Raw genomic sequence first — 19,430 nt, 5'->3', positions numbered from 1 at the left:
CTATTGCAGCCCCGCCGAAGTGACCGCTGACGTCCATCCCGGCTTCACGGCCGGACCGGCCCGCCCGGTGCCGCGCACCGGAGTGTGCGGCAGCGCAAAGCCCTGATTGTAGCCGGCTCGCGTGATCAGCAGGAATTTGAATGCGAGTCCGGCTGCGGCAGCCGCGACACTAGCGACGATGAATAGTGGCGCTGCCAGACTGTGAATGAGCAGGCCGGATATGACGCCGACGGCCGGAACAACGAGACCTCCGACCAGCAACCACGGACGATAGCCATCAAGCGCGGCAAGCGCCTTGGCTGGCGCGCCGCTCCGCGCCAGCGCGCGGCGATAGGCGAACCAAGCCGCAGCCCGCACCGCCGCGAGCGCGACGGTTGCGATCGCAGCACCAAGCGTCAGCGGTGCAAGCGCCGGCAACAACAGGCAGGCAACCAGAAGCGCGCCGGCTCCCTCGGTCAGCCCGGTGGCGACGATCAGCGGCACGATACGAGCTTCGCGCCAGGCGGGAATGCCCTTTGCCTCGCGCAGGATCATTCCTTGACAGAGCAGGAACGTCAGCGCGAGCACGGCGGCCACAAGCCACAGCGCGATATTTTCGGTCCACACGGCGGCGAGCGCGACCGGAAAGAAGGCCATGGCGACCCACGCTTCGCGCGACATCCACGAGCGTTGCGGCTGGCGCAGCACCGAGTACGCCCGCAACGGACGGCCGATCTTCATCACCACCAGCAACAAGCCGACCCCTATCAGCGCCATGGCGAGCAGCCCGAGCAGAGCTGGCGGGCCGACGGTCACCGCAGCCACCGCGGCGCCGGCGAACAGGCCCGGACCTATTCCGCCGGTCAGGAAATTGCCGGCCGCTTTCCAATCCCAGTGCTTCTGGTGCCACGGCTCGACGCCGCGCGAGCGAAGGCGCGACGGTGTCGTCGGCACAGGCGGCTCATCGCGATCCCCGTCAACGATCAGTGCGCCGGCGTGTTCGTAGAGATAGTAGAACCCCGGCCCAGTACCGATCTCCTCATGCATACGGAAATGCTTGTGCTGCTTGAGCAACATCGAGACATTGCTGGAGGGGTCGTCGAGATCGCCGAACTGCAGCGCGCTGGCGATGCAGGCATTCGCGCAGGCGGGCGTCGCGCGCGGATCGACGCCTGGGGTGAGGCCGTTCTCCAGGCCGAAGTCGATACGGTCGGAGCAGAAGGTGCACTTCTGCGCGACGCCGATCCGTGCCGGATCCTCCCGCTCGGCCTCGTTCTGCATCTGCCGGCCGGGGCCATAGGCGAAATCGGCAGCATCGACCTTGAAACGCGCCTGGTACGGACAGGCCACGTCACAATAGGCGCAGCCGATGCAAACGTCGTAGTCGATCGTGACGATGCCGTCGGCGCGCTTGCGCGTCGCCGTCGACGGGCAAACGTGCATGCACGGCGGATCTTCGCAGTGCTGGCAACCCACTGGAACATAGCTGCGCGATACATCGGGATACGAGCCCGCCTCGACGTCCAGCACCTTGCGCCATTGCACGGCCGGCGACGTCGCGTTGGCATGCTTGCATGCCGCCGTGCAGGTCTGGCAGCCGACGCAGCGCTCGAGATCGGCGATCATCGCCCAGCGCGTCATGCCGCGCTCCGAAGTTTCGTCACCTTCACCCGGACGAGGTCCGCGGCGGAGCCAGTGGCATCCGTGAGGTCGAGCAGCATCGGCACCAGCGCGTTCATGCTCGGGGCGTCGAAGTCCTTGGCATAGGGCGTCGCCCAGTGCTCGAACTGCCCGATGATCAGCAGTGTGTCGGGGCGAATGCCCTCGCGCAGCACGACGCGGCCTTCCGTGGCATTGAGCGGGGAGCGTACCTCGATGCGGTCACCGTCCTGGACTCCCATCCTGGCGGCCGCGCTCTCGCTCATGACAACGCTGCCGTGGCCGATGACGTTGTCGGCAACTTCCCTGATCAATTGCAGGCCGACATTGTTGCCCCAGGAATACTGCATGCTGCGCGAGGTGACGAGCCAGAACGGATAGTCCGACATGTCGACCTTGAAGTGGCGGGCGAGCGCGTCCTCCCACAATTTGCCGAGGTCGCGCCAATGCGGGATCGCCTCGTATTCCTCGAGTTGGCGGTCCCACCAGGTGATGCCCTGCTCGTGCAGGCGGCGGCCGAGCTCCTTGCCGACGCGGAACAGACGCTCTTGATAGGGCTGTTCGAAGCGCAGCCCCTGCTCGACGAGACGCGGATAGAGATACCACATCAGGCGCGGGAAGCGCGTGACGCGAAAGCCATGCTCGCGGAACCAGTCGAGGCCCTCGCTCGATTGACCTTCCGTGATCTCCGCGCTCGCCGCGCGGCAAGTCGCGTCCCAGATCTCCTCGACCCCGTGCGGCATGGAAGGGTCGAGCGAGAAATCGTAGTTCCTGCCTGACAGCTTGACGCCGTGACCGCCGCGGTTGATCGCGGCATTGTAGGCTTCGAGGATACCGGAGCGGCGCGCCAGCTCGGTCGCGATCCAGGTGAAGTCGCGCGCTTCGCCCTGAGGTGTGACGGCGGGGTCTCGCAGCGCAAAACCCTGATAGTCCCAAAATTGCTCGATGTATTTGGTGCCGCCGATCCGCAGCAGCTGAAGCCCTTCGAGGTCCGTGCAGTCGGGCAGCAGCACGTCAGCCATGTGATTGGTCTCGTCGCGCGTCAGCGCGAAGCAGACCGTGAACGGGAAGTTGGCGACCGCCTCGCCGATCCGCTTGGTGTCCCAGAAGGAGATGACCGGGTTGGTGCGGTAGACGAACCACACGTCGGGCGGCGATGCATGGGGGAAATGCTCGAAGTCTTCGCTCTGCTGCATCCAGGCGAGATGGGTCGGACCCAGCGCCTGGCTCCAGGCCGAGTTGGCGACGAGCGGCACCAGCGTGCGATGACCTGAGCGCGCCGGCGGACGCGATATCCAGCCCTCCTTGCTGGTCGGATTCATGGGATAATCCATAAAGCCGTCCGCACCCGGCTTGACGCTCGACCAACGATTGTCGGCCGGGCGGTTGAGCCGCACGGTGCTGCCAAGCGTGCCACCCGGCACTTCAAGCGCGCCGAGCAGGCACGGGATCAGGGTGCGGGCCCAGCAGCATTCATAGCCGCCCCAGCCATTGTTGACGGTCTTGCCGAAGGAAATCGACACCGGCCGGAACGGCAAGGTGACGCCATCGATCTCGATGGTCTCGCCGACATGGGCATGATCGAGGAATTCGTTCGTCACCCGGCGGATGGTGGCCGCCGGCACGTCGCAGATCGAGCTCGCCCATTCCGGCGAATAGGACTTTACGTGCTCGACGAGGTGCGCGAAGGCCGGGCGAACCTCGATGCCGTGATGCACGATCACCTCGTTGTCCGGCCCGACCTCGATGCCGTCGACCTTGAACGTTCCCTCAAGCGCGGGATCGACGCCCTTGGCATCAAAAGCCACGGCGCGCCCGCTTCCGCGGTCGAACATCAGCGGCTTGCGGCTCTCGACGCTGCGCAGGAAATAGCCATTCGGTCCGATCAGATAGGGCGACGAGGTGACGTTCTTGAGAAACGGCAGGTCGAGCCGCTGGCGCGGGTGCTCATGCAGCAGCACATAGATCATGGCGAACAGGAACGCCACGTCCGTCTTGGGCTTGATCGGTATCCATTCGGCCGACGCGCCGCCGGTGACCGAGAGATGCGGTTCGACCTGCACCCGCTTCATGCCGCGGTTGCGCGCGTCAGCGTGGCGCTTGACGCCGCACACGCCGCCGGACGCTTCGACATTGGCGCCGAACGAGATCACGTATTCGCACAGGGGCGTATCCGGTGCGACCGTGAATGCGCGATGCCATAGTTCGCCGTACAGATGCTCCGAGTGCGTGCACTTGACGCCCTGTCCGGAGCCGAAGCTCATGTCGACCGGACCCCAGGCGCCGAGAAACGCCGGCAGCGTCCCCATATAGGCCGTCGGCGTACCGCCACCACCGAAACTCGCCGCGACACGGGGATAGCCGGCCTGGTCGGTCAGACCGGCGGCGCGCGCCGCATTGAGTTTTCCCGCCACGAGATCGAGCGCTTCATCCCACGAGATGGCCACGAAGCCGGGATCCTCGTTGCGCCCCTTCTTCGGATTGGTGCGCTTCATCGGGGTCAACACGCGATTGGGCGTATAGGCCTTCTGCACCAGTCCGAACGCCTTGACGCATACCTTGCCACCGGCCGGGTGAATGTCTGCAGCGTCGAAGTTCGGACCTATCTCAGTGGCGACATTGTCCTGAATGCGCACCTTGAGCAGGTCCGGACCGGCGACGCACTGATAGCAATAGGTCGATACCGTTCGTTCGTTGTGCACCGGCCTGCTTTGCGCCGACTTGCCCGGCATCGCCTCTATCCCGCTTTGACGGCTCGTTTGGCAGCCTTCGCTTTCAGACGTTCGATCGTCTTGCCGACGTCGACGACGAAGCGTCCATGCGTGCCGCTGCAGATCGGCTCGATCTCATCCGTGGCCGTCACGTCGAACGAAACCTTGCGTCCTTCGACCGCAGTCACGGTGACCTTGATCTCGACCGACATTCCAAGCAGGGTCGGCGCAGCATGCTTGATGGCGATGTCGGTGCCGACAGAATCCTCGCCGGCATCGCCGTACTCGAGCAACAGATCACGGCAGGTGTGCTCGATGTCGCGCACCAGATACGGCGTCCCGTAGACACGACCCTCCTCGCCCATGAATCCAATGCTGCGGTCGCGGTCCACGGTAAGCCGGCTCGTGCGTGAAACTCCCGGCCGGAGATTCGCCCTCATTGCTGCTCTCCCTCGAATTGCTCCTTGGTTCTTTCCGATTAGATTGATTTTGCGAATTGACTTTCTTGACCGATGTCAACGGCTGCTCGCATTTGCTCAGATTCCCAAATACGCTTCGCGGACTCGCTGATCGCTCTGGACATCGGCCGCATTTCCGCTCAACGCCATCCTGCCGGTTTCCAGCACGTAGGCACGGTTGGCGATAGCCAGCGCAGCGCTGGCATTCTGCTCCACCAGCAGGATGGTCAGACCTTCGTCCTTGAGCGACCGGATCACCGCGAGCACGTGATCGACCAGCTTGGGTGCCAGCCCCATGGAGGGCTCGTCGAGCAGCAACAGGCGGGGCTTCGCCATCAGGGCCCGTCCGATCGCCAGCATCTGCTGCTGTCCGCCGGACAACGTTCCTGCCGGCTTTTCCCAGAACGCCTCAAGCATCGGGAACAACTGCAGGACGCGCGTCAGGTCGTGCTTGAGATCGGCCGAACGGCGCGACCACGCACCCAGCCTCAGATTATCCTTCACAGACAGCGGCTCGAACACCTGCCGGCCTTCAGGCACCTGGGAAATGCCGGCCGTCACGCGCGCATGAGCGGGCAACAGCTCGATCGGCCGACCCTCGAACCGTATGGTGCCGCCGGTGATCGGTTGAACGCCCGAGACGGCGTGCAGCAACGTGGTCTTGCCGGCCCCGTTTGCGCCGATCAGCGTCACGATTTCCCCTCGCTCGACATGCAGGCTCACGCCGTGAAGGACCTCGATGCGGCCGTAGGCGCTCCTGACGTCTTCAACGGAAAGCACGGGCAGCCTCCCTTGCACCGTGTTCGCCCAGATAGGCTTCGATCACCGCGGCATCGGCGCGCACCTGTTCGGGCGCGCCTTCGGCAAGCGCCCGGCCCCTCGCGAGAACAAGGACGCGGTCGGAGATATTCATCACCAGCCGCATATCGTGCTCGACCAGCATGACCGTGATCCCATCCCTCACGAGCGAGCGGATGACGCGATCGATCTCCTGGGTTTCGACCGGATTGCAACCTGCGGCCGGCTCGTCGAGCAGCAGCAGCTTCGGATCGCTCGCCAATGCGCGCGCGATCTCGAGGCGCTTGAGTGCGCCATAGGAAAGCGCAGCGGACGCACGCCCTGCTTCATCGGCAAGTCCGACCCGGGCGAGCGCCGCGAAAGCCACTTCACGGGTCGCTGCATTCTGGCGCCTCACCGACGGCCAATGCACGAGATCGGCCAGTATCCCCGTATCCTCGTGGCGATGGTGACCGACCATCACATTTTCCAGCACCGACATTTGCGAGAATATCTGGAGGTTCTGAAACGTCCGGGATAATCCCCGGCGCGCCAGTTGATGAGGCTCGAGCCCCGTTACGGTTTCGCCGGCAAAGCGGATGCTGCCGTGGTTGGGTGCATAAATTCCAGAAACCAGATTGAACAACGTCGTCTTGCCGGAACCGTTCGGCCCGATGATCGAAAACACCTGTCCGGCTTCGACCGCGATGCTGATTTCGTCAACGGCCCGCACTCCGCCAAACGAGACCGACAGCCGGTCTGCCTCCAGGATCTTCATCTGCGCCACCCCGCAAGCGACGCGGCAATCGAAGGCACAATGCCGCGGCGCAGGAAGATCATGAAGACCATTACGATCAGTCCGAGCATGGCCTGCTCATAATCGTGGAAGACGGTGAGCGCCTGCGGCAGCACGACCAGCACGAAGGCCCCTACCAGCGAGCCGACGATCGATCCCATGCCGCCCAGCACGACCATCGCGACCAGTTCGATCGAGCGCAGGAATCCGGCAGCATCCGGCGTGATGTACCCGTTGAACAGCGCGAGAAACGATCCGGCGACCGACGCATACATCGCGGAGATCACGAAGATCGTCAGCTTCTTGCGTGCCACGTCGATGCCGAGCACGCGTGCTGCGATCTCGCTGTCGTGTATGGCCTGCAACGCACGGCCGGTGGGGCTGTCCATCAAGTTGAGCGCAAGCAGGAACCCGACGACAAAGGTCGCGCCGGCGATCCAGTACCAGGTGGTCGCACCTCGCACACTCCAGCCGAACAGCACCAGCCTGGGCACGCCCATGCCGTCCGGCCCTCCGGTCCAGCGCGCCTCGTTGGTCAGCACGATGGCAAGGAGCAATCCCAGCCCAAGCGTCGCGACGGCGAGATAATGCCCCCTCAACTTCAGAATCGGCCGGCCGACCAGGAAGGCTATGGCGCCCGAGAGCAGTGCGCCGCCGAGCAGGCAGAGCCATGACGGCACGCCAAGATGGACCGGACCGATGGCGACCGAATACGCTCCGATCCCGAGAAAGCCGGCATGGCCGAGGCTGACCTGACCGGCAAAGCCCATCAGCAGATTGAGGCCCACGACCGCGAGCGCAAAGATGAAGACAAGCACGCCGATGCGGTAGTAGTAGGTCGACGGAAAGAACAGCGGCAGGATCACGATCAATGCGCCGATCACGATCGCCGGCATCAATCGGGTTTCGAGCAGCGCACGCAATCTACACCCGCTCGACTTTGGCCCGGCCGAACAGGCCCTGGGGAATCAGGATCAGGACGACGAGAATGATGAGGAACGCGACCGCATCCTTGTAGTTCGAGGAAACGTAGCCGGCCGCAAAGGCCTCGAGCATGCCGATCAGCAACCCGCCGATGACCGCTCCCGCGGCACTGCCTATTCCGCCGAGCATGGCCGCGGCGAATCCCTTCAACGCCAGCAGCGTTCCGGCATCGTAGCTGGTCAGCGCAATCGGCGTGATCAGTACGCCCGCAATCGCCCCGATCGCCGCCGATACGGCAAAGGAGAGCGCGACGACGCGCCGCGTGTCGACGCCGATCAGCCGCGCGGCGAGGCGATTGGCGGCGGTGGCGATCACGGCCTTGCCCAGCAGGGTGCGGTCGATGAAAAGCCAAAGCAGGGTCACGATGACGGTCGCGCTTGCCAGCACGACCAGGCTTTGCGGCAGGATGGCGGCTCCGCCGAACTGGATCGGTTCGGCACCGAGCAGCGGCGGCAGGCTGTGAAAGCGCCTGTCGAATACGATCTGCGCCATGCCGCGCAGGAAGATCGAGGCACCAATCGTGATCATGATCAGGGCAACGGGGCTCGCGCCCCGCGCCGGCTCGATCGCAAAGCGGTGCAACGCCAATCCGACGGCTGTGGTCGCAACGACTGCGACAAGCGCGGCCAGCGGCAGCGGCACGCCGGCAATCGCTGCGAACACCGTCGTCATCCCGCCCAGCATGACGAACTCGCCCTGGGCAAAATTTATGATGTCGGACGCCTTGTAGATCAGCGTGAAGCCGAGGGCGACCAGCGCGTAGATGGCGCCGACGGTCAAGCCCGACGAAATGAATTGCAGCAACTCGGCCATCGTTCCAGCGGCCTCGCATGACTCGGTTCGATCGCAGCAAGGCAGCGCGGGCAGGCTCACTTGGCCTGCCCGCCCCTGCTGCTCAGGTATCGGGGATCAGCGTCCAGTCGCCGCCCTTGATCTCCAGCACGCGGAATGCCGACAGATCGAGGCCCATGTGATCGGCCGCCGACATGTTCACGATGCCGCCGGTTCCAACGTAACCCTTGGTACGCTCGATCTCGTCACGGATCTTCGAGGAATCGGCGCCCTTGGCGCGCTGCATCGCCCCGACCAGGATCATGAAGCCGTCATAGGCATGTCCGCCGAAGGTGGAAACCGCCTGGCCGGTTTTCGCCTGATAGGTGCGGGAATAATTCACGACGACGGACTTCTGCGGATCGCTCGCCGGGAGCTTGTCGGCGATGAGAAGCGCCGCAGCAGGCAACCGCACCCCCTCGGCCGCGGGACCTGCGAGCTCGATGAACTGCTTGGAAGCCACGCCATGGCTCTGATACAGCGGCAGCGTGATTCCGAGCTGCCGGTAATTGCGCGTCACGATCGCCGGTCCCTGGCCGAAGCCGGGATTGACCACCGCCTGCACCTCCGCCTTGTTGCGGATGTTGGTGAGTTGCGGCGTCATGTCGCTGTCGCGCGGGCCGTAATTCTCCTCGGCGACGATATTGATTCCCGCCTTTGGCGCCACCGCGACGCACTGGTCGCGCATCGACTTTCCGAACGCGTCGGTGCCCGAGATCAGCGCCACCTTCGTCAGCGAGCGACGCTTGAGGTCGCCGAAGATCTTTTCGCAGGCCATCTTGTCGGTGTGCGGCGTCTTGAAGACCCATTTTCGCACGGGCTCGATGATCTGGATGGCGCCGGCCAGGGAGATAAAGGGAATCTTGGCCTCTTCGAAGACCTGGACCATGGCAAGCGTCGTGCCGGTGGTGCTGCCACCGACCATCGCGACAACCTTGTCCTCCTCGACCAGGCGCGTGGCAAAGGTGCGTGCGTTGTCGGCGCTGCCGCCGTCATCGTAGACGACCAGCTGCAGCTTCTGGCCGTTGACGCCGCCCTTGGCGTTGATTTCGTCGACGTAGATTTCGAGCGTCTTCTTCTCGGGATCGCCGAGGAACGATGCCGGCCCGGTCACCGAGAGAACGGAGCCAATCTTGATTTGAGCCGATGCCGGATTTCCGGCAGTCAATAGCGCGACCAAGCCGACGGTCGCAGCTGCGGCGCAGCGTTGCAACACACCCATGGGAATCCCCCTTGATAGTAGTTTTTATGTATGGATGCTTATCAGAACCGCCGAACGCCTAACTTGACCGAATTCAAGACAGTGGCTTCCGGGCTGCCAGCTGCTCGGCCGCGACTTGCCGACGAGCCGCCGTCGCGCCCCATATCAATGCAGCCGCAAATGCCGCAATCGCCATCACGGTCGCAACGCCACTCCATTGCCTGGGCACATCCCATTCGCCGAGGCCGCCGGCCATTCGCATTGCCAGCGAACCGTGCAGGATGGCGAGCGGCACGTAGAGCGCGGGGCTGTAGCTGATCCTCAGCCGGATCACCGCAGGCAGAATGATGAGCGCATGCCCGAACACCATCGAAAGGACGAAGCCGATCAGAACGGCATGCAGCATCATGTCGTACCTGAACGCCGCAGCTGGCGTCGCGATTGCCATCAGTACGCCCGCGACACCGAGCCACAGATAGCCCGCCAGCATGCAGGCGGCGAAATATCGCGGTGCGCCCGCCATGCGTATGTTGCGGCGCGCGATGTCGTGGCGCAGCAGCCATAGCGTGCAGGCGAGCAGGCCGAGACCATAGAGGCGGGCGCCGACATCGTCGTCGATGCCCAGGCCTGCACCGACCACGATCAGCGCGACGGAGATCACGAAGAGAAGCCGGCTGCCGCGTCGCGACGGCAGCAATCGACTCATTTCAAGCCGCTCACCGCCGATGGTCAGCACGAGGAAGGCGATCCACCAGCCGACCACCGACGGCATCCCCGCGCCGGCCAGCCACAGCGCGCTTCCTGCGCCCCACGACAGCGCACCGAGAAGCAGCGCGGCGGTGAATATGGCAGGTTGCATCCGTAATATCAGAGCCGATACGGCGGCGAGCATGCCGGCAGCCGCCAGGTAGAGCGCTGCGCCCATCGATGACGTCGCTCCGGCCAGCAGCGCGAGCGTGCCGAGCCCGGAAAGGACCGGCGCCGCGTAAGGCCATCCCTTGCCGAATGCAACGGCGCGCTCGACGCCGATCACCGTTCCGAACAGACCTGAGATCATCAGCGGTCCATGCAACGCGGCAAGCCAGGCCACGCCCGGCATATCCCAGCCCAGACGCCACAGGCCGCCGGCAAGCCCGGTCGCGAGCGTCACCGGGGCAACGGCAAGAGCCGCAAGCCTCAACCGCCACCAGTCCGGCCGGCCCGACGCATGTGGTGCCGGGCTCATCGGAGTTGCCGGAGGCGACGTAGTGCGCATGGAATGCGTTCCGCCACGATCACATCGCAAGCGATTCCCGCCCCGCCGCCGTCATCATGGCCGGCGCCCAGGGTGGCTCCCACACGAGGCTCACCGTGACGACCAGGGTCGGAAAACGCCGCGACAGGGCGGCTCGCGCTTCCTCCAGCATCATCTCTCCCAGCGGACAGGCACGGGTCGTCATAGTGATGGCGACATCGATTGCGTCGGCCGTCCGCTCGGCTTGATAGACGAGCCCGAGATCGACGATATTGATGCCGATCTCCGGATCGATGATGCCGCGCAGCACATCCAGAATGTCAGGATCCCGTGTCATCGGTCGTCCCTCGGAGCTGACCTTCGATAGCAGCTGCGGACGGCTCCTTATTGATCCGGCACAAACTCGGCGGCGAGGCGATCGCGCAGCGAACGGCGAGCTGCGGCGGACAAGTCGCTCGCAATGACTGGAAACACGCGCTGACGGTGAACATGAGTTCACATTCCCGCGACTCGATTTTCGTCCGGGTCTTGCGATTTCGTTTGCTCCCTCTTGAACAGAGGGCGCGGAGAAGGCCGGGCGCCGGCTGCGCCCGCAGCACCGTGTGCAACGGTAGTAAGAAAACGCACACGGATTTGACAGGTACAGCCAGGACATCCCGACCTTCCCCGCGCAATGGTTTTCGGATTATACGTGATCTCCCCGGGGAGCGGCCTTTCTTGCCCCCGTAGCCGGCGGGAATCTCCCAACCGGTGTAGCGCCAGGGTCGCGGCGCCAGGACCACACGATTTCACCGTCCGCCGCCGACGTTTCGCCTGGCATGCGAACACACCTGACGCCGGCAGCGGCCCATCGCAACCCGCACCACGTTTCGTGACGATCGCGAAACGTCCCTCACGGTGGCACGGGCTGGGGAGACGTATAACGTAAATCGGAATTCCGGTAAAGAGAAATATTTTTGATTTAGGGGCTTGACACGATTCCGGCAAACCGAAGTGATTTGCCTCGTCGTGTTGAATTTGCAACACTCGCTCCACACTCCATGATAGGGGCTGGCGGCGCACGTTCCTATGCCGCGAGCCGCGGACGGGCCGGATTTCAGGCGGGAATCGCGTGCTCCGGGCAGTTGGTCAGCCGCGCCGGCACGCCGACGGCGGTGCATCCTGCGGGCACGTCTCGCGTGACGACGGCGCCGGCGCCGATCTTGGCGAAATCGCCGACGCCGATATCGCCGATCACGCTCGCGCCGGACGAGAGCAGCACGAAGCGGCCGATGCGCGGAGCGCGCGCGGGATTTTCCGCGGTTCGGCCGATGGTGACGTTCTGCAGGATGGTGACGCCGTCGCCGATGGTGGAGAGCGCGCCGATGATGATGCCGGTGGCATGATCGAGGAACACGGAGGTGCCGATCGATGCCGAGGGATGGATGCTGACCTGCAGCCGCTCGGAGGAAGCGCTCTGCATCAGCAGCGCGAAGTCGCGGCGGCCGCATTGCCAGAGCCAGTTGGAGACGCGAAAGGCCTGCAGCGCCACGTAGCCCTTGAAGTTCAAGAGCGGCGGCAGCAGCGCCGTGGTCGCGGGATCGTGATCGACGATGCCCGCAAGATCGAGGCTCGCGGCCCCGACCAGATCCGGCGCGGCGGCAAACGCCTCGTTCGCCACGCCGGCGAACCGCGCGCGATCGTCATCCTTCGCCCCGAGCCGCTGGCCGATTTGCTGCGCCAGCGCGCCGCCGAGATCGGCATGACGGAGGATGGATTGCTCGAGCGACGCCGCAAGCACGGGATCGCCGGCCGCGATCGCCTCCGCCTCGCGGCGGACCGATTGCCAGAGTTGTTCGGCTGACGCCATCCTGCGCTCCCGCTGACGCAGGGAATGTAGGATGGGCCGAGCGCCAGCGAAACCCGTCGCGCTCTGCAACAAAGGTGACGGGTTTCGCGAAGAGCTCAACCCGTCCTACCGACCCCCTTGACGAGAATCGGAAATCGTCCCATATTGCCCGGGCGTGACGATCGCACCTGCCCCCAAAGGGCAGCTTAAGGCCGCCCAGGGCTTCGCCCGGCGGCCTTTTGCGTTTCAGGGTGCCGCTTGCCCAACAAACCCGGTCATTCCGGGGCAAGGCGCCGCATCGAATCATGGTGCGCACTCGCGCGTCCAAGAGGCCCCGGAGTTTTACGGGCGCATGGTTAACGGCCTCGAAACCAAACCAAGTCTATGTTCCATCGACAGGTTTTGAGGTCCCTCCAACGCCGCAGGGATCTGACTGGCGCGATCCGTCCGCGCACTCGGTCGGGTGCTTTTTCGAGGGACTCCATGCGGCACAGCATTGCCTGGCAGATGATTCTGCCAGTTCCGGTCGTCACCGTCGTTGCCCTTCTGCTTGCCTGGCTGTTGCTGCCATCGGTCGTCGCCCAGCACGCAGTCGATGGCGCGATCCAGTCGGCGCAACTGACGGTCCGGCAATTCAAGACGCTGCGGGCCTACTACACAAAGTTCGTCATCGGCAAGGTCGTCAATCAGGGCGGCGGCCTCAAGCCCAATTTCGACCACCAGACCAATCCGGCGGCGATTCCCTTGCCGGCGACCATGATCCTCGACCTCGGGGACATGCTCAGGAAGGAAGGTACCAATCTTTCGCTCTATAGTCCGTACCCCTATCCCAACCGTCAGGATCGCCAGCTCGATGCGTTTGCTCGCGCAGCCTGGGACTATCTGGTCGCCAATCCCGACGGCGTTTTCAGCCGACGCGAGACGATCGACGGCAAGGAGGCGGTTCGTGTCGCGGTTGCCGACCGCATGACCGATCCATCCTGCGTAAGCTGCCACAATGCCCGCGCCGATTCACCGAAGCGGGACTGGAAACTCGGCGACGTGCGCGGCGTGCTGGAGAACGCAACCGCGATCGACGGCGCGATGGCGCGCGGCAGTGAGCTGACCAACCGCATCCTGATCGGGATCGCGCTCGCCGGAGCGATGCTGGCCGCAATCGGCATGCTGATCGCCCGTCGCATCGGCTATCCAATTCGGACCATCACCCACGCGATGCACAGGCTTGCGGATGGCGACGAGACCGTCGAGGTGCCCGAGAGCCACCGCAAGGACGAGATCGGCGTCATGGCCAGCGCGCTGAACGTCTTCAAGGAGAATGCCATCAAGGCGCGGCACCACGCCCAGGAGCGGCAGGAGCAGATCCGCCGGGCGGAGGCGGAGAAGCGCGCAGCAATGTTGCAACTCGCCGATACGTTCGAGCATAGCGTCGGCGCCATCGTCCATACCGTCGCCAACGCAGCCGGCGCGATGCAGGCGACCGCGCAAACGATGTCCGCAACCGCGGGGCAGACGACGCGCCTGGTCGACGTCGTCGCCGGTGCGGCAGGCAAGGCCAGCGGCAGCGTCAACACCGTCGCCGCGGCAGCCGAGGAACTCAGTACTTCGATCGGCGAGATCACCCGGCAGATGGCACAGTCGACCACAATCGCGGGCAAGGCCGTCGACGAGGCGAGGAGCACTGACGCTACCGTCGAGGGTCTGGCGCAGTCGGCGCAAAAGATCGGCGAGGTGGTCGGGTTGATCGAGGAGATCGCCAACCAGACCAACCTGCTCGCCCTGAATGCGACGATCGAGGCCGCTCGCGCCGGAGAGATGGGCAAGGGTTTCGCGGTGGTGGCGAGCGAGGTGAAAACACTGGCGGCTCAGACCGCCAAGGCCACCGAGGAGATCAAGGGCCAAATCGGCTGCATCCAGGGCAGCACCTCGGTCGCGGTAGAGGCGATCCGCAGAATTGGCGCCACGATCGCCGAGATCAATCAGATCGCCGCCGCGATCTCCTCGGCGGTCGCGCAACAGCGGGTCGCCGCCACGGAGATCGCCGCCAATATCGGCCAGGCGGCTCACGGCACCAGCGAGGTCTCCTCAACGATCGCCGGCGTCGCGCAGGCCTCCAGCGAAGTCGGCACCGCTGCGGACCTGGTGCTTGGCGAGACGCGCGAATTGGCGCAGCAATCGGACAACCTGAAGCGCGAAATGACGGCGTTCCTCGCATCGGTCCGCGCGGCGTAAAGGCGAGCCCTTTCTCGGATCGTCCTCGCGTTGATCTGGCAGGCGGCACGTACAACCCGCCCGCCCCGCCCTCGTTCAACCGCGCGGCTATACGGTTGACGTACATCGTCCAGGAGGCTAATGGTTCCCGGCGATGATCTTGAGCTTCCAGGACAAGCGCACGGAGCGATTCGCCAGCGGCGAATACGTCCCGGCATTTAAGGGGTTCGAGCGGCAGGGCTGGAAACGGCTGGAGATACTTGAGGCGGCCGCCTCACTTGCCGATTTGGCAGGCCTTCCAAGCAACCGGCTGGAAGCCTTGAAGGGCAATCGTGCAGGCCAATATTCGATCCGCATCAATCAACAATGGCGGATCTGCTTTGAATGGCCGAAATCGGCCTTGGGACCATTGAACGTAGAGATCGTGGACTATCACTGAGAGAGTCGAGCCATGGCCCGCCCTGCAATCCACCCCGGCGAAATCCTCGCCGATGAATTGAGCGAACTTCAGATCACTCCAACCGAACTGGCGCGGCAGATCGCCGTGCCGGCGAACCGTATTTCGCAGATCATTCAGGGTAGGCGGGCGATCACCGGTGACACTGCGCTTCGTCTCGGGCACTGGTTCCAGACCAGTCCGCAATTCTGGCTGAACCTGCAATCGGCCTATGAACTGCGCGTTGCCAGCGATGCTGTCGGAAATAGGGTAGCTCAACTCCCGACCAGGCTGGGCAAGCGACGCGCCCGGGGATAAGCAAACCGCCCGTCTGCTTTCGCAAACGGGCGGCTCGTGGCCATCAGGACTTTGGGGGCATTACGCCTGAAGGCTGGCTGGTGGGATCAGCCCTGCGGCGGCTGGTCGTTCGGCGGCGTCGGGCGGGTCTTGTGCTGCGCCATGAAGGCGTCGAACTCTTCCTTGTCCTTGGCGTGGCGCAGGCGCTCGAGGAAATTCTTGAACTCGACCTGCTCCTCCTCAAGGCGCCGCAAGGTTTCCGTGCGGTACTCGTCGAAGGCGCGGTTGCCGCTCGACGGCGGGCCAAAGCCCCAGCCGCCGCGCTCCATGCGGCCGCGCATGCGGTCCATCCTGTACTGCATCCGCTCCATCTTGTTGGCCCAGCGATCGCGATCGTGGTGGCTCCAGCAACCCATTTTTCTGCTCCCGAGTGTGAAAAAGAGAAGGGCAAGTCCGATCGGCCACCAGATGATGAAACCGAGGATCGTCACGATGATCCAGCCCGGATGCCACGGCGATTCGAGCATGCGCGGGCGGTCGTAGCGTTCTTCCCCCTGGGGGGTCGGGCCGCCGCGCCAGCGATTGACATCTGCGGTGTAGGCCATTTCCCTTCTCCATCACGGCATCACGCCGTTGTGAATGTAAATAACATTTACATAGATAGCCCAACCATTGGGATTGTCAAGCGGTCGCCCAAGGGCGTCCGCCAACTTATTTTTGGAATCTTATTTCGGGCGGCCCCAAGGACCGGAAGCAGGACCGGCCGGTGCATCGGCGGGCGGGACCGGCGGCGGCTCGGCCGGCTTTGCGCCCGCCTGCCCGTTCGGCCTGCGATCGGTCGGAAAGCCGAGACCGCGCAGATAAATCAGCACCTCGGCCTCGAGCAGATCTTCCGGCGACATCGGCAGCTTGCGGCGGGCCGCATCGCCGCGCCCGAACAGCGAGGCGATGCCATGCGACATCGACCAGATGTGCAGGGCCATCATCATCGCCGGCGGCCGCGGCACGCCCGGCGGCGCCAGCGCGGCGAGCCGCTCGGCGGCGGCGCGGATGATGGCGAATGCGCGCTCGGAAGCAGCCTGCAGCGTCGGATTGCCATCGACCGGCAGGCCGGATTCGAACATCGCCGAATAGAACGAAGGCTCCTCGCGGGCGAAGCGCAGATAGGCCTTGCCCACCCGCTCGAAGGCGGTGACGGTGTCGGGGCGGCCGTCGTCCCACGCCTGCGCCAGCATCGCCTCGAACTGCTCGAAGCCGCGCTGGGCGATGCTGGACAACAGCTCGTCGCGATCGCGGAAATGGCGATAGGGCGCCGCCGGGCTGACGCCGGCCATGCGCGCGGCATCGGCGAAGGTGAACCCGGCCGCGCCCTTCTGCGCGATCAGGTCGAGCGCCGCCTGCAGCAGCGCCTCCTTCAGATTGCCGTGGTGATAGCCGCGCTCGGCGCGCTGCTGATCCTTGTCCTTGCGCCAGCTCATGTGAAAGGGTTTTACATGAGCCGGGTGCAAAGGTCACTAGCGGGCAATGCCGGGGGCGCGGGCCGTTAATGAACGTTAACCGGCGGGAATCGGCAGCACCGGCATGATCTCCACGCGTTCGCCGGGGAAGATCAGGAAGTGCGGGTGGTCCTCGAACATCCTTGCGGCGGCCTCGTGCGAGGCGGCGCGCACCACGGTAAAGCCGCCCATCTCGTTGGCGATATCGACGACGCCCCTGGCATCGACCTTCTTGGTCTTGCCCAGCGGGCCGCCCATCTCGAGGATGGCGCCTTGGTGCCTTGCCACCCAGGCCTTCCAGGCGGCGATACCCTCGCGCTCTTTCGCCTGGCGCTCGGAAGGCGGCATCGCATTCCAGGCGGCCATTTTCGGATTGGTGTTGCTGCCGAGGAAAACGGCGAGATAGGTGTCGTTGCTCATGGAATTCTCCCTTGCGGTGGTGCGGACGAGCAGGGCTAGCGGCGGACGGCCCTGCCCTGCAGCACGGTGAAGTCGGCGGCGACGCGCTGCATCTGTTCGGGATAATCGGTGACTTCGTGGACCTGGCGAACCTCGATGATCTCGTTCGCCGAGGCCGGACATCGCTTGGCCCACCCGATCGCCGCCTGCAGCGAATCCACCTCGATCATCCAGTAGCCGCCGAGCACTTCCTTGGATTCGGTGAAGGGGCCGTCGGTCACGACCGGCTTGCCGGTGGCAAAGGAGACGCGCGCGCCCATCGAGGGCGGATGCAGGCCGTCCAGCGTGATCAGCACGCCGGCCTGCCGCAGTTCTTCGTTGTAGCGCATCATCGCCGCCATCCGCTCGGGATCGAGCTGCACGTCCGGCGGCGCGCTCTCGTAGCCGAGCGGGATCAGCAACATCATGAATCGCATCGTCTGCTCCGTGTCGAACCCGTAAAACCCGCCCTTCGCCGGCGCTCCTCCACATGACGAACGGAGCCTTGCGGCACCGACAGGTCGGGCGAAATTTTTCTGGCGGTATTGCGTTGCAGGACGGCAGCGTCCGGCGGACGATCGCTTCGCATGGAACCGCCTTCCCGGCCGGATCAACCTGCCTTAAGAGGGCACACGCGGCGCATTCGCGTCGGCGAGCCCCAATGACAAAGCCGGAACACCCGATGACCTCCTCCACGTCCAAAGTCGCCCTCGTCACGGGAGCAGCGCGCGGCATCGGCCTTGCGACGGCCAGGCGCTTCCTCGCCGAGGGCTGGCGCGTGGCGCTGCTGGACATCGAGGGCGAGCTCCTCAATGGCGCGGTCGCCGCGATTGCCGATCCCGAAAACACGCTGGCGCTGCATTGCGACGTCTCCGATGCAAGGGGCGTTGCGGATGCCATCGATGCCATCGGCAAGCGCTTCGGCCGGCTCGATGCGCTCATCAACAATGCCGGCATCGCGGTGTTCACGCCGATCATGGAAACCTCCGATGCCGACTGGAGCCGGGTCATGGAGGTGAACCTCACCGGCCCGTTCCTGTGCACCAAGGCCGCCGTGCCTGTCATGCGCGAGCAGGGCGGCGGCGCGATCGTCAACATCACCTCGATCTCGGCGGTGCGCGCCTCGACGCTGCGCTCGGCCTACGGGACCAGCAAGGCCGGGCTGGCGCACCTAAGCAAGCAGCTCGCGGTCGAGCTGGCTTCGCTCGGCATCCGCGTCAATGCGGTAGCGCCCGGACCGGTCGAGACCGCGATGGCCAAGGCCGTGCACACGCCGGAGATCCGCGCCGATTATCACGATGCGATTCCGCTCAACCGCTATGGCCTCGAGGAGGAGCTGGCGGAGGCGGTCTTCTTCCTGTGCAGCGACCGCTCGAGCTACATCACCGGGCAGGTCCTCGCTGTCGACGGCGGGTTCGACGCCGCCGGCATCGGCCTGCCGACGCTGCGCGGGCAGCGGCGGAACGGGTGACGACCTCGCGCTCTTGCGCCAGGCGCGGCGATGCCCAATTTTCATCGCATCGGTGGTACAGGTTGAAGAGATGAGAATCCTGGTTGCAGCTTTGGCGCTGTGCGCGGGCATCACCGCCGCGCGCGCGGACGTGCGCATCCTCTCCAGCCCGGGCGGGCAGGTCGGTCCGTTCATCGAGCTGTTCGACAAGGTGCGCGAATCCGGCGAGCGCGTGGTGATCGACGGGCCGTGCCTGTCGGCCTGCACGCTGGTGCTGATGACGGTGCCGGACGAGCGCATCTGCGTGACGCGGCGCGCGGTGCTCGGCTTCCACGCCGCGCGCTCGATGGACCGGCGCGGACGGCTCTATGCCGAACCGGAGGCATCGAAGGCGGTGCATCAGGCCTATCCCGAGCCGATCCGCAACTGGATCAGCCGGCGCGGCGGCCTGAGCTCGCGGATGCTGCTGCTGCGCGGGCGGGAGCTGGCGGCGATCTATCCGCGCTGCCGGTAGATGAATTCGTCGCTGGCTTCGTAGGGTGGGTTAGCCGGTCCACGAAAACCAAGGCTTCATCGAGTCAAGGTAGCAGGCGTAACCCACCATTCCGCGCAAGATGGTGGGTTACTTGCACCTTCGTGCGCGGACA

At 64.8% G+C, this 19,430-nt stretch carries 20 protein-coding genes; 5 read left to right on the top strand and 15 right to left on the bottom strand.

Features of this window, described 5'->3' with window-relative positions; translation table 11 throughout:
• The 11 genes from ACT4OC_RS04835 to ACT4OC_RS04785 all read right to left on the bottom strand — a co-directional run bounded on the left by ACT4OC_RS04835 (position 1) and on the right by ACT4OC_RS04785 (position 12,479).
• Positions 1-1,620 carry a DmsC/YnfH family molybdoenzyme membrane anchor subunit gene (locus ACT4OC_RS04835; protein WP_444837831.1) on the bottom strand — a complete coding sequence of 540 codons (1,620 nt, stop codon included), beginning with the start codon at positions 1,618-1,620 and terminating at the stop codon, positions 1-3.
• Positions 1,617-4,370 carry a molybdopterin-dependent oxidoreductase gene (locus ACT4OC_RS04830; RefSeq protein ID WP_444837830.1) on the bottom strand — a complete coding sequence of 918 codons (2,754 nt, stop codon included), beginning with the start codon at positions 4,368-4,370 and terminating at the stop codon, positions 1,617-1,619. Before ACT4OC_RS04830 ends, ACT4OC_RS04835 begins: the two co-directional genes overlap by 4 nt.
• A 5-nt stretch (positions 4,371-4,375) precedes the next feature.
• Positions 4,376-4,741 carry a thioesterase family protein gene (locus tag ACT4OC_RS04825; protein ID WP_444837829.1) on the bottom strand — a complete coding sequence of 122 codons (366 nt, stop codon included), beginning with the start codon at positions 4,739-4,741 and terminating at the stop codon, positions 4,376-4,378.
• Between the two features lie 144 nt (positions 4,742-4,885).
• Entirely contained in the window at positions 4,886-5,587 is a 702-nt protein-coding gene (locus tag ACT4OC_RS04820) for an ABC transporter ATP-binding protein (RefSeq protein WP_444837828.1), read from the bottom strand.
• The gene (locus tag ACT4OC_RS04815; protein WP_444837827.1) at positions 5,574-6,362 is read right to left on the bottom strand and encodes an ABC transporter ATP-binding protein; all 789 of its coding nucleotides are present in this window, start codon (positions 6,360-6,362) and stop codon (positions 5,574-5,576) included. Before ACT4OC_RS04815 ends, ACT4OC_RS04820 begins: the two co-directional genes overlap by 14 nt.
• Positions 6,359-7,276: a branched-chain amino acid ABC transporter permease gene (locus tag ACT4OC_RS04810; protein ID WP_444837861.1), complete on the bottom strand. Its 918-nt coding sequence runs from the start codon at positions 7,274-7,276 to the stop codon at positions 6,359-6,361. The genes ACT4OC_RS04815 and ACT4OC_RS04810 overlap by 4 nt, the downstream gene beginning before the upstream one ends.
• A 28-nt stretch (positions 7,277-7,304) precedes the next feature.
• A complete protein-coding gene (locus ACT4OC_RS04805) occupies positions 7,305-8,177 on the bottom strand; it encodes a branched-chain amino acid ABC transporter permease (RefSeq protein ID WP_444837826.1) in 873 nt (290 codons plus the stop codon).
• A gap of 82 nt (positions 8,178-8,259) precedes the next feature.
• Positions 8,260-9,417 (bottom strand): ABC transporter substrate-binding protein, encoded by a 1,158-nt coding sequence (locus ACT4OC_RS04800; RefSeq protein WP_444837825.1) that lies wholly within the window; start codon positions 9,415-9,417, stop codon positions 8,260-8,262.
• A gap of 73 nt (positions 9,418-9,490) precedes the next feature.
• Positions 9,491-10,621 (bottom strand): hypothetical protein, encoded by a 1,131-nt coding sequence (locus tag ACT4OC_RS04795; RefSeq protein WP_444837824.1) that lies wholly within the window; start codon positions 10,619-10,621, stop codon positions 9,491-9,493.
• 49 nt (positions 10,622-10,670) lie between these two features.
• Complete coding sequence (locus tag ACT4OC_RS04790; protein WP_444837823.1) at positions 10,671-10,967, bottom strand: metal-sulfur cluster assembly factor; 297 nt, start codon at positions 10,965-10,967, stop codon at positions 10,671-10,673.
• Positions 10,968-11,726: 759 nt separating this feature from the next.
• The gene (locus ACT4OC_RS04785; protein WP_444837822.1) at positions 11,727-12,479 is read right to left on the bottom strand and encodes a serine O-acetyltransferase; all 753 of its coding nucleotides are present in this window, start codon (positions 12,477-12,479) and stop codon (positions 11,727-11,729) included.
• A gap of 462 nt (positions 12,480-12,941) precedes the next feature.
• Between ACT4OC_RS04785 and ACT4OC_RS04780 the strand changes: the two genes are divergently transcribed.
• From ACT4OC_RS04780 to ACT4OC_RS04770, 3 genes are all read left to right on the top strand, one after another.
• Positions 12,942-14,687, top strand: a complete 1,746-nt coding sequence (locus tag ACT4OC_RS04780; protein WP_444837821.1) for a methyl-accepting chemotaxis protein — start codon at positions 12,942-12,944, stop codon at positions 14,685-14,687.
• A 133-nt stretch (positions 14,688-14,820) separates the two neighbouring features.
• Positions 14,821-15,105, top strand: a complete 285-nt coding sequence (locus ACT4OC_RS04775; RefSeq protein WP_444837820.1) for a type II toxin-antitoxin system RelE/ParE family toxin — start codon at positions 14,821-14,823, stop codon at positions 15,103-15,105.
• Positions 15,106-15,117: 12 nt separating this feature from the next.
• Positions 15,118-15,420, top strand: coding sequence for a HigA family addiction module antitoxin (locus tag ACT4OC_RS04770; protein WP_444837819.1), 303 nt, complete (start codon positions 15,118-15,120; stop codon positions 15,418-15,420).
• 86 nt (positions 15,421-15,506) lie between these two features.
• Here ACT4OC_RS04770 and ACT4OC_RS04765 read toward each other — a convergent pair whose 3' ends face one another.
• The 4 genes from ACT4OC_RS04765 to ACT4OC_RS04750 form a co-directional block, all read right to left on the bottom strand.
• Positions 15,507-16,004: a DUF2852 domain-containing protein gene (locus ACT4OC_RS04765; RefSeq protein ID WP_444837818.1), complete on the bottom strand. Its 498-nt coding sequence runs from the start codon at positions 16,002-16,004 to the stop codon at positions 15,507-15,509.
• 120 nt (positions 16,005-16,124) lie between these two features.
• Positions 16,125-16,877, bottom strand: coding sequence for a TetR/AcrR family transcriptional regulator (locus ACT4OC_RS04760; protein WP_444837817.1), 753 nt, complete (start codon positions 16,875-16,877; stop codon positions 16,125-16,127).
• Between the two features lie 75 nt (positions 16,878-16,952).
• Positions 16,953-17,315, bottom strand: a complete 363-nt coding sequence (locus ACT4OC_RS04755) for a hypothetical protein (RefSeq protein ID WP_444837816.1) — start codon at positions 17,313-17,315, stop codon at positions 16,953-16,955.
• A 35-nt stretch (positions 17,316-17,350) separates the two neighbouring features.
• Entirely contained in the window at positions 17,351-17,770 is a 420-nt protein-coding gene (locus ACT4OC_RS04750; RefSeq protein ID WP_444837815.1) for a YciI family protein, read from the bottom strand.
• Between the two features lie 245 nt (positions 17,771-18,015).
• On the opposite strand from ACT4OC_RS04750, the gene ACT4OC_RS04745 reads away from it, so the two are divergent.
• Positions 18,016-18,804, top strand: coding sequence for an SDR family NAD(P)-dependent oxidoreductase (locus ACT4OC_RS04745; protein ID WP_444837814.1), 789 nt, complete (start codon positions 18,016-18,018; stop codon positions 18,802-18,804).
• 70 nt (positions 18,805-18,874) lie between these two features.
• Complete coding sequence (locus ACT4OC_RS04740) at positions 18,875-19,297, top strand: hypothetical protein (protein WP_444837813.1); 423 nt, start codon at positions 18,875-18,877, stop codon at positions 19,295-19,297.
• Positions 19,298-19,430 lie beyond the last annotated feature (133 nt).

It is taken from the genome of Bradyrhizobium sp. (assembly GCF_052389815.1).
GTDB lineage: Bacteria > Pseudomonadota > Alphaproteobacteria > Rhizobiales > Xanthobacteraceae > Bradyrhizobium.
Note: the sequence above shows the minus strand (reverse complement) of the source record. Positions and strands in the feature narration are given on the sequence as shown.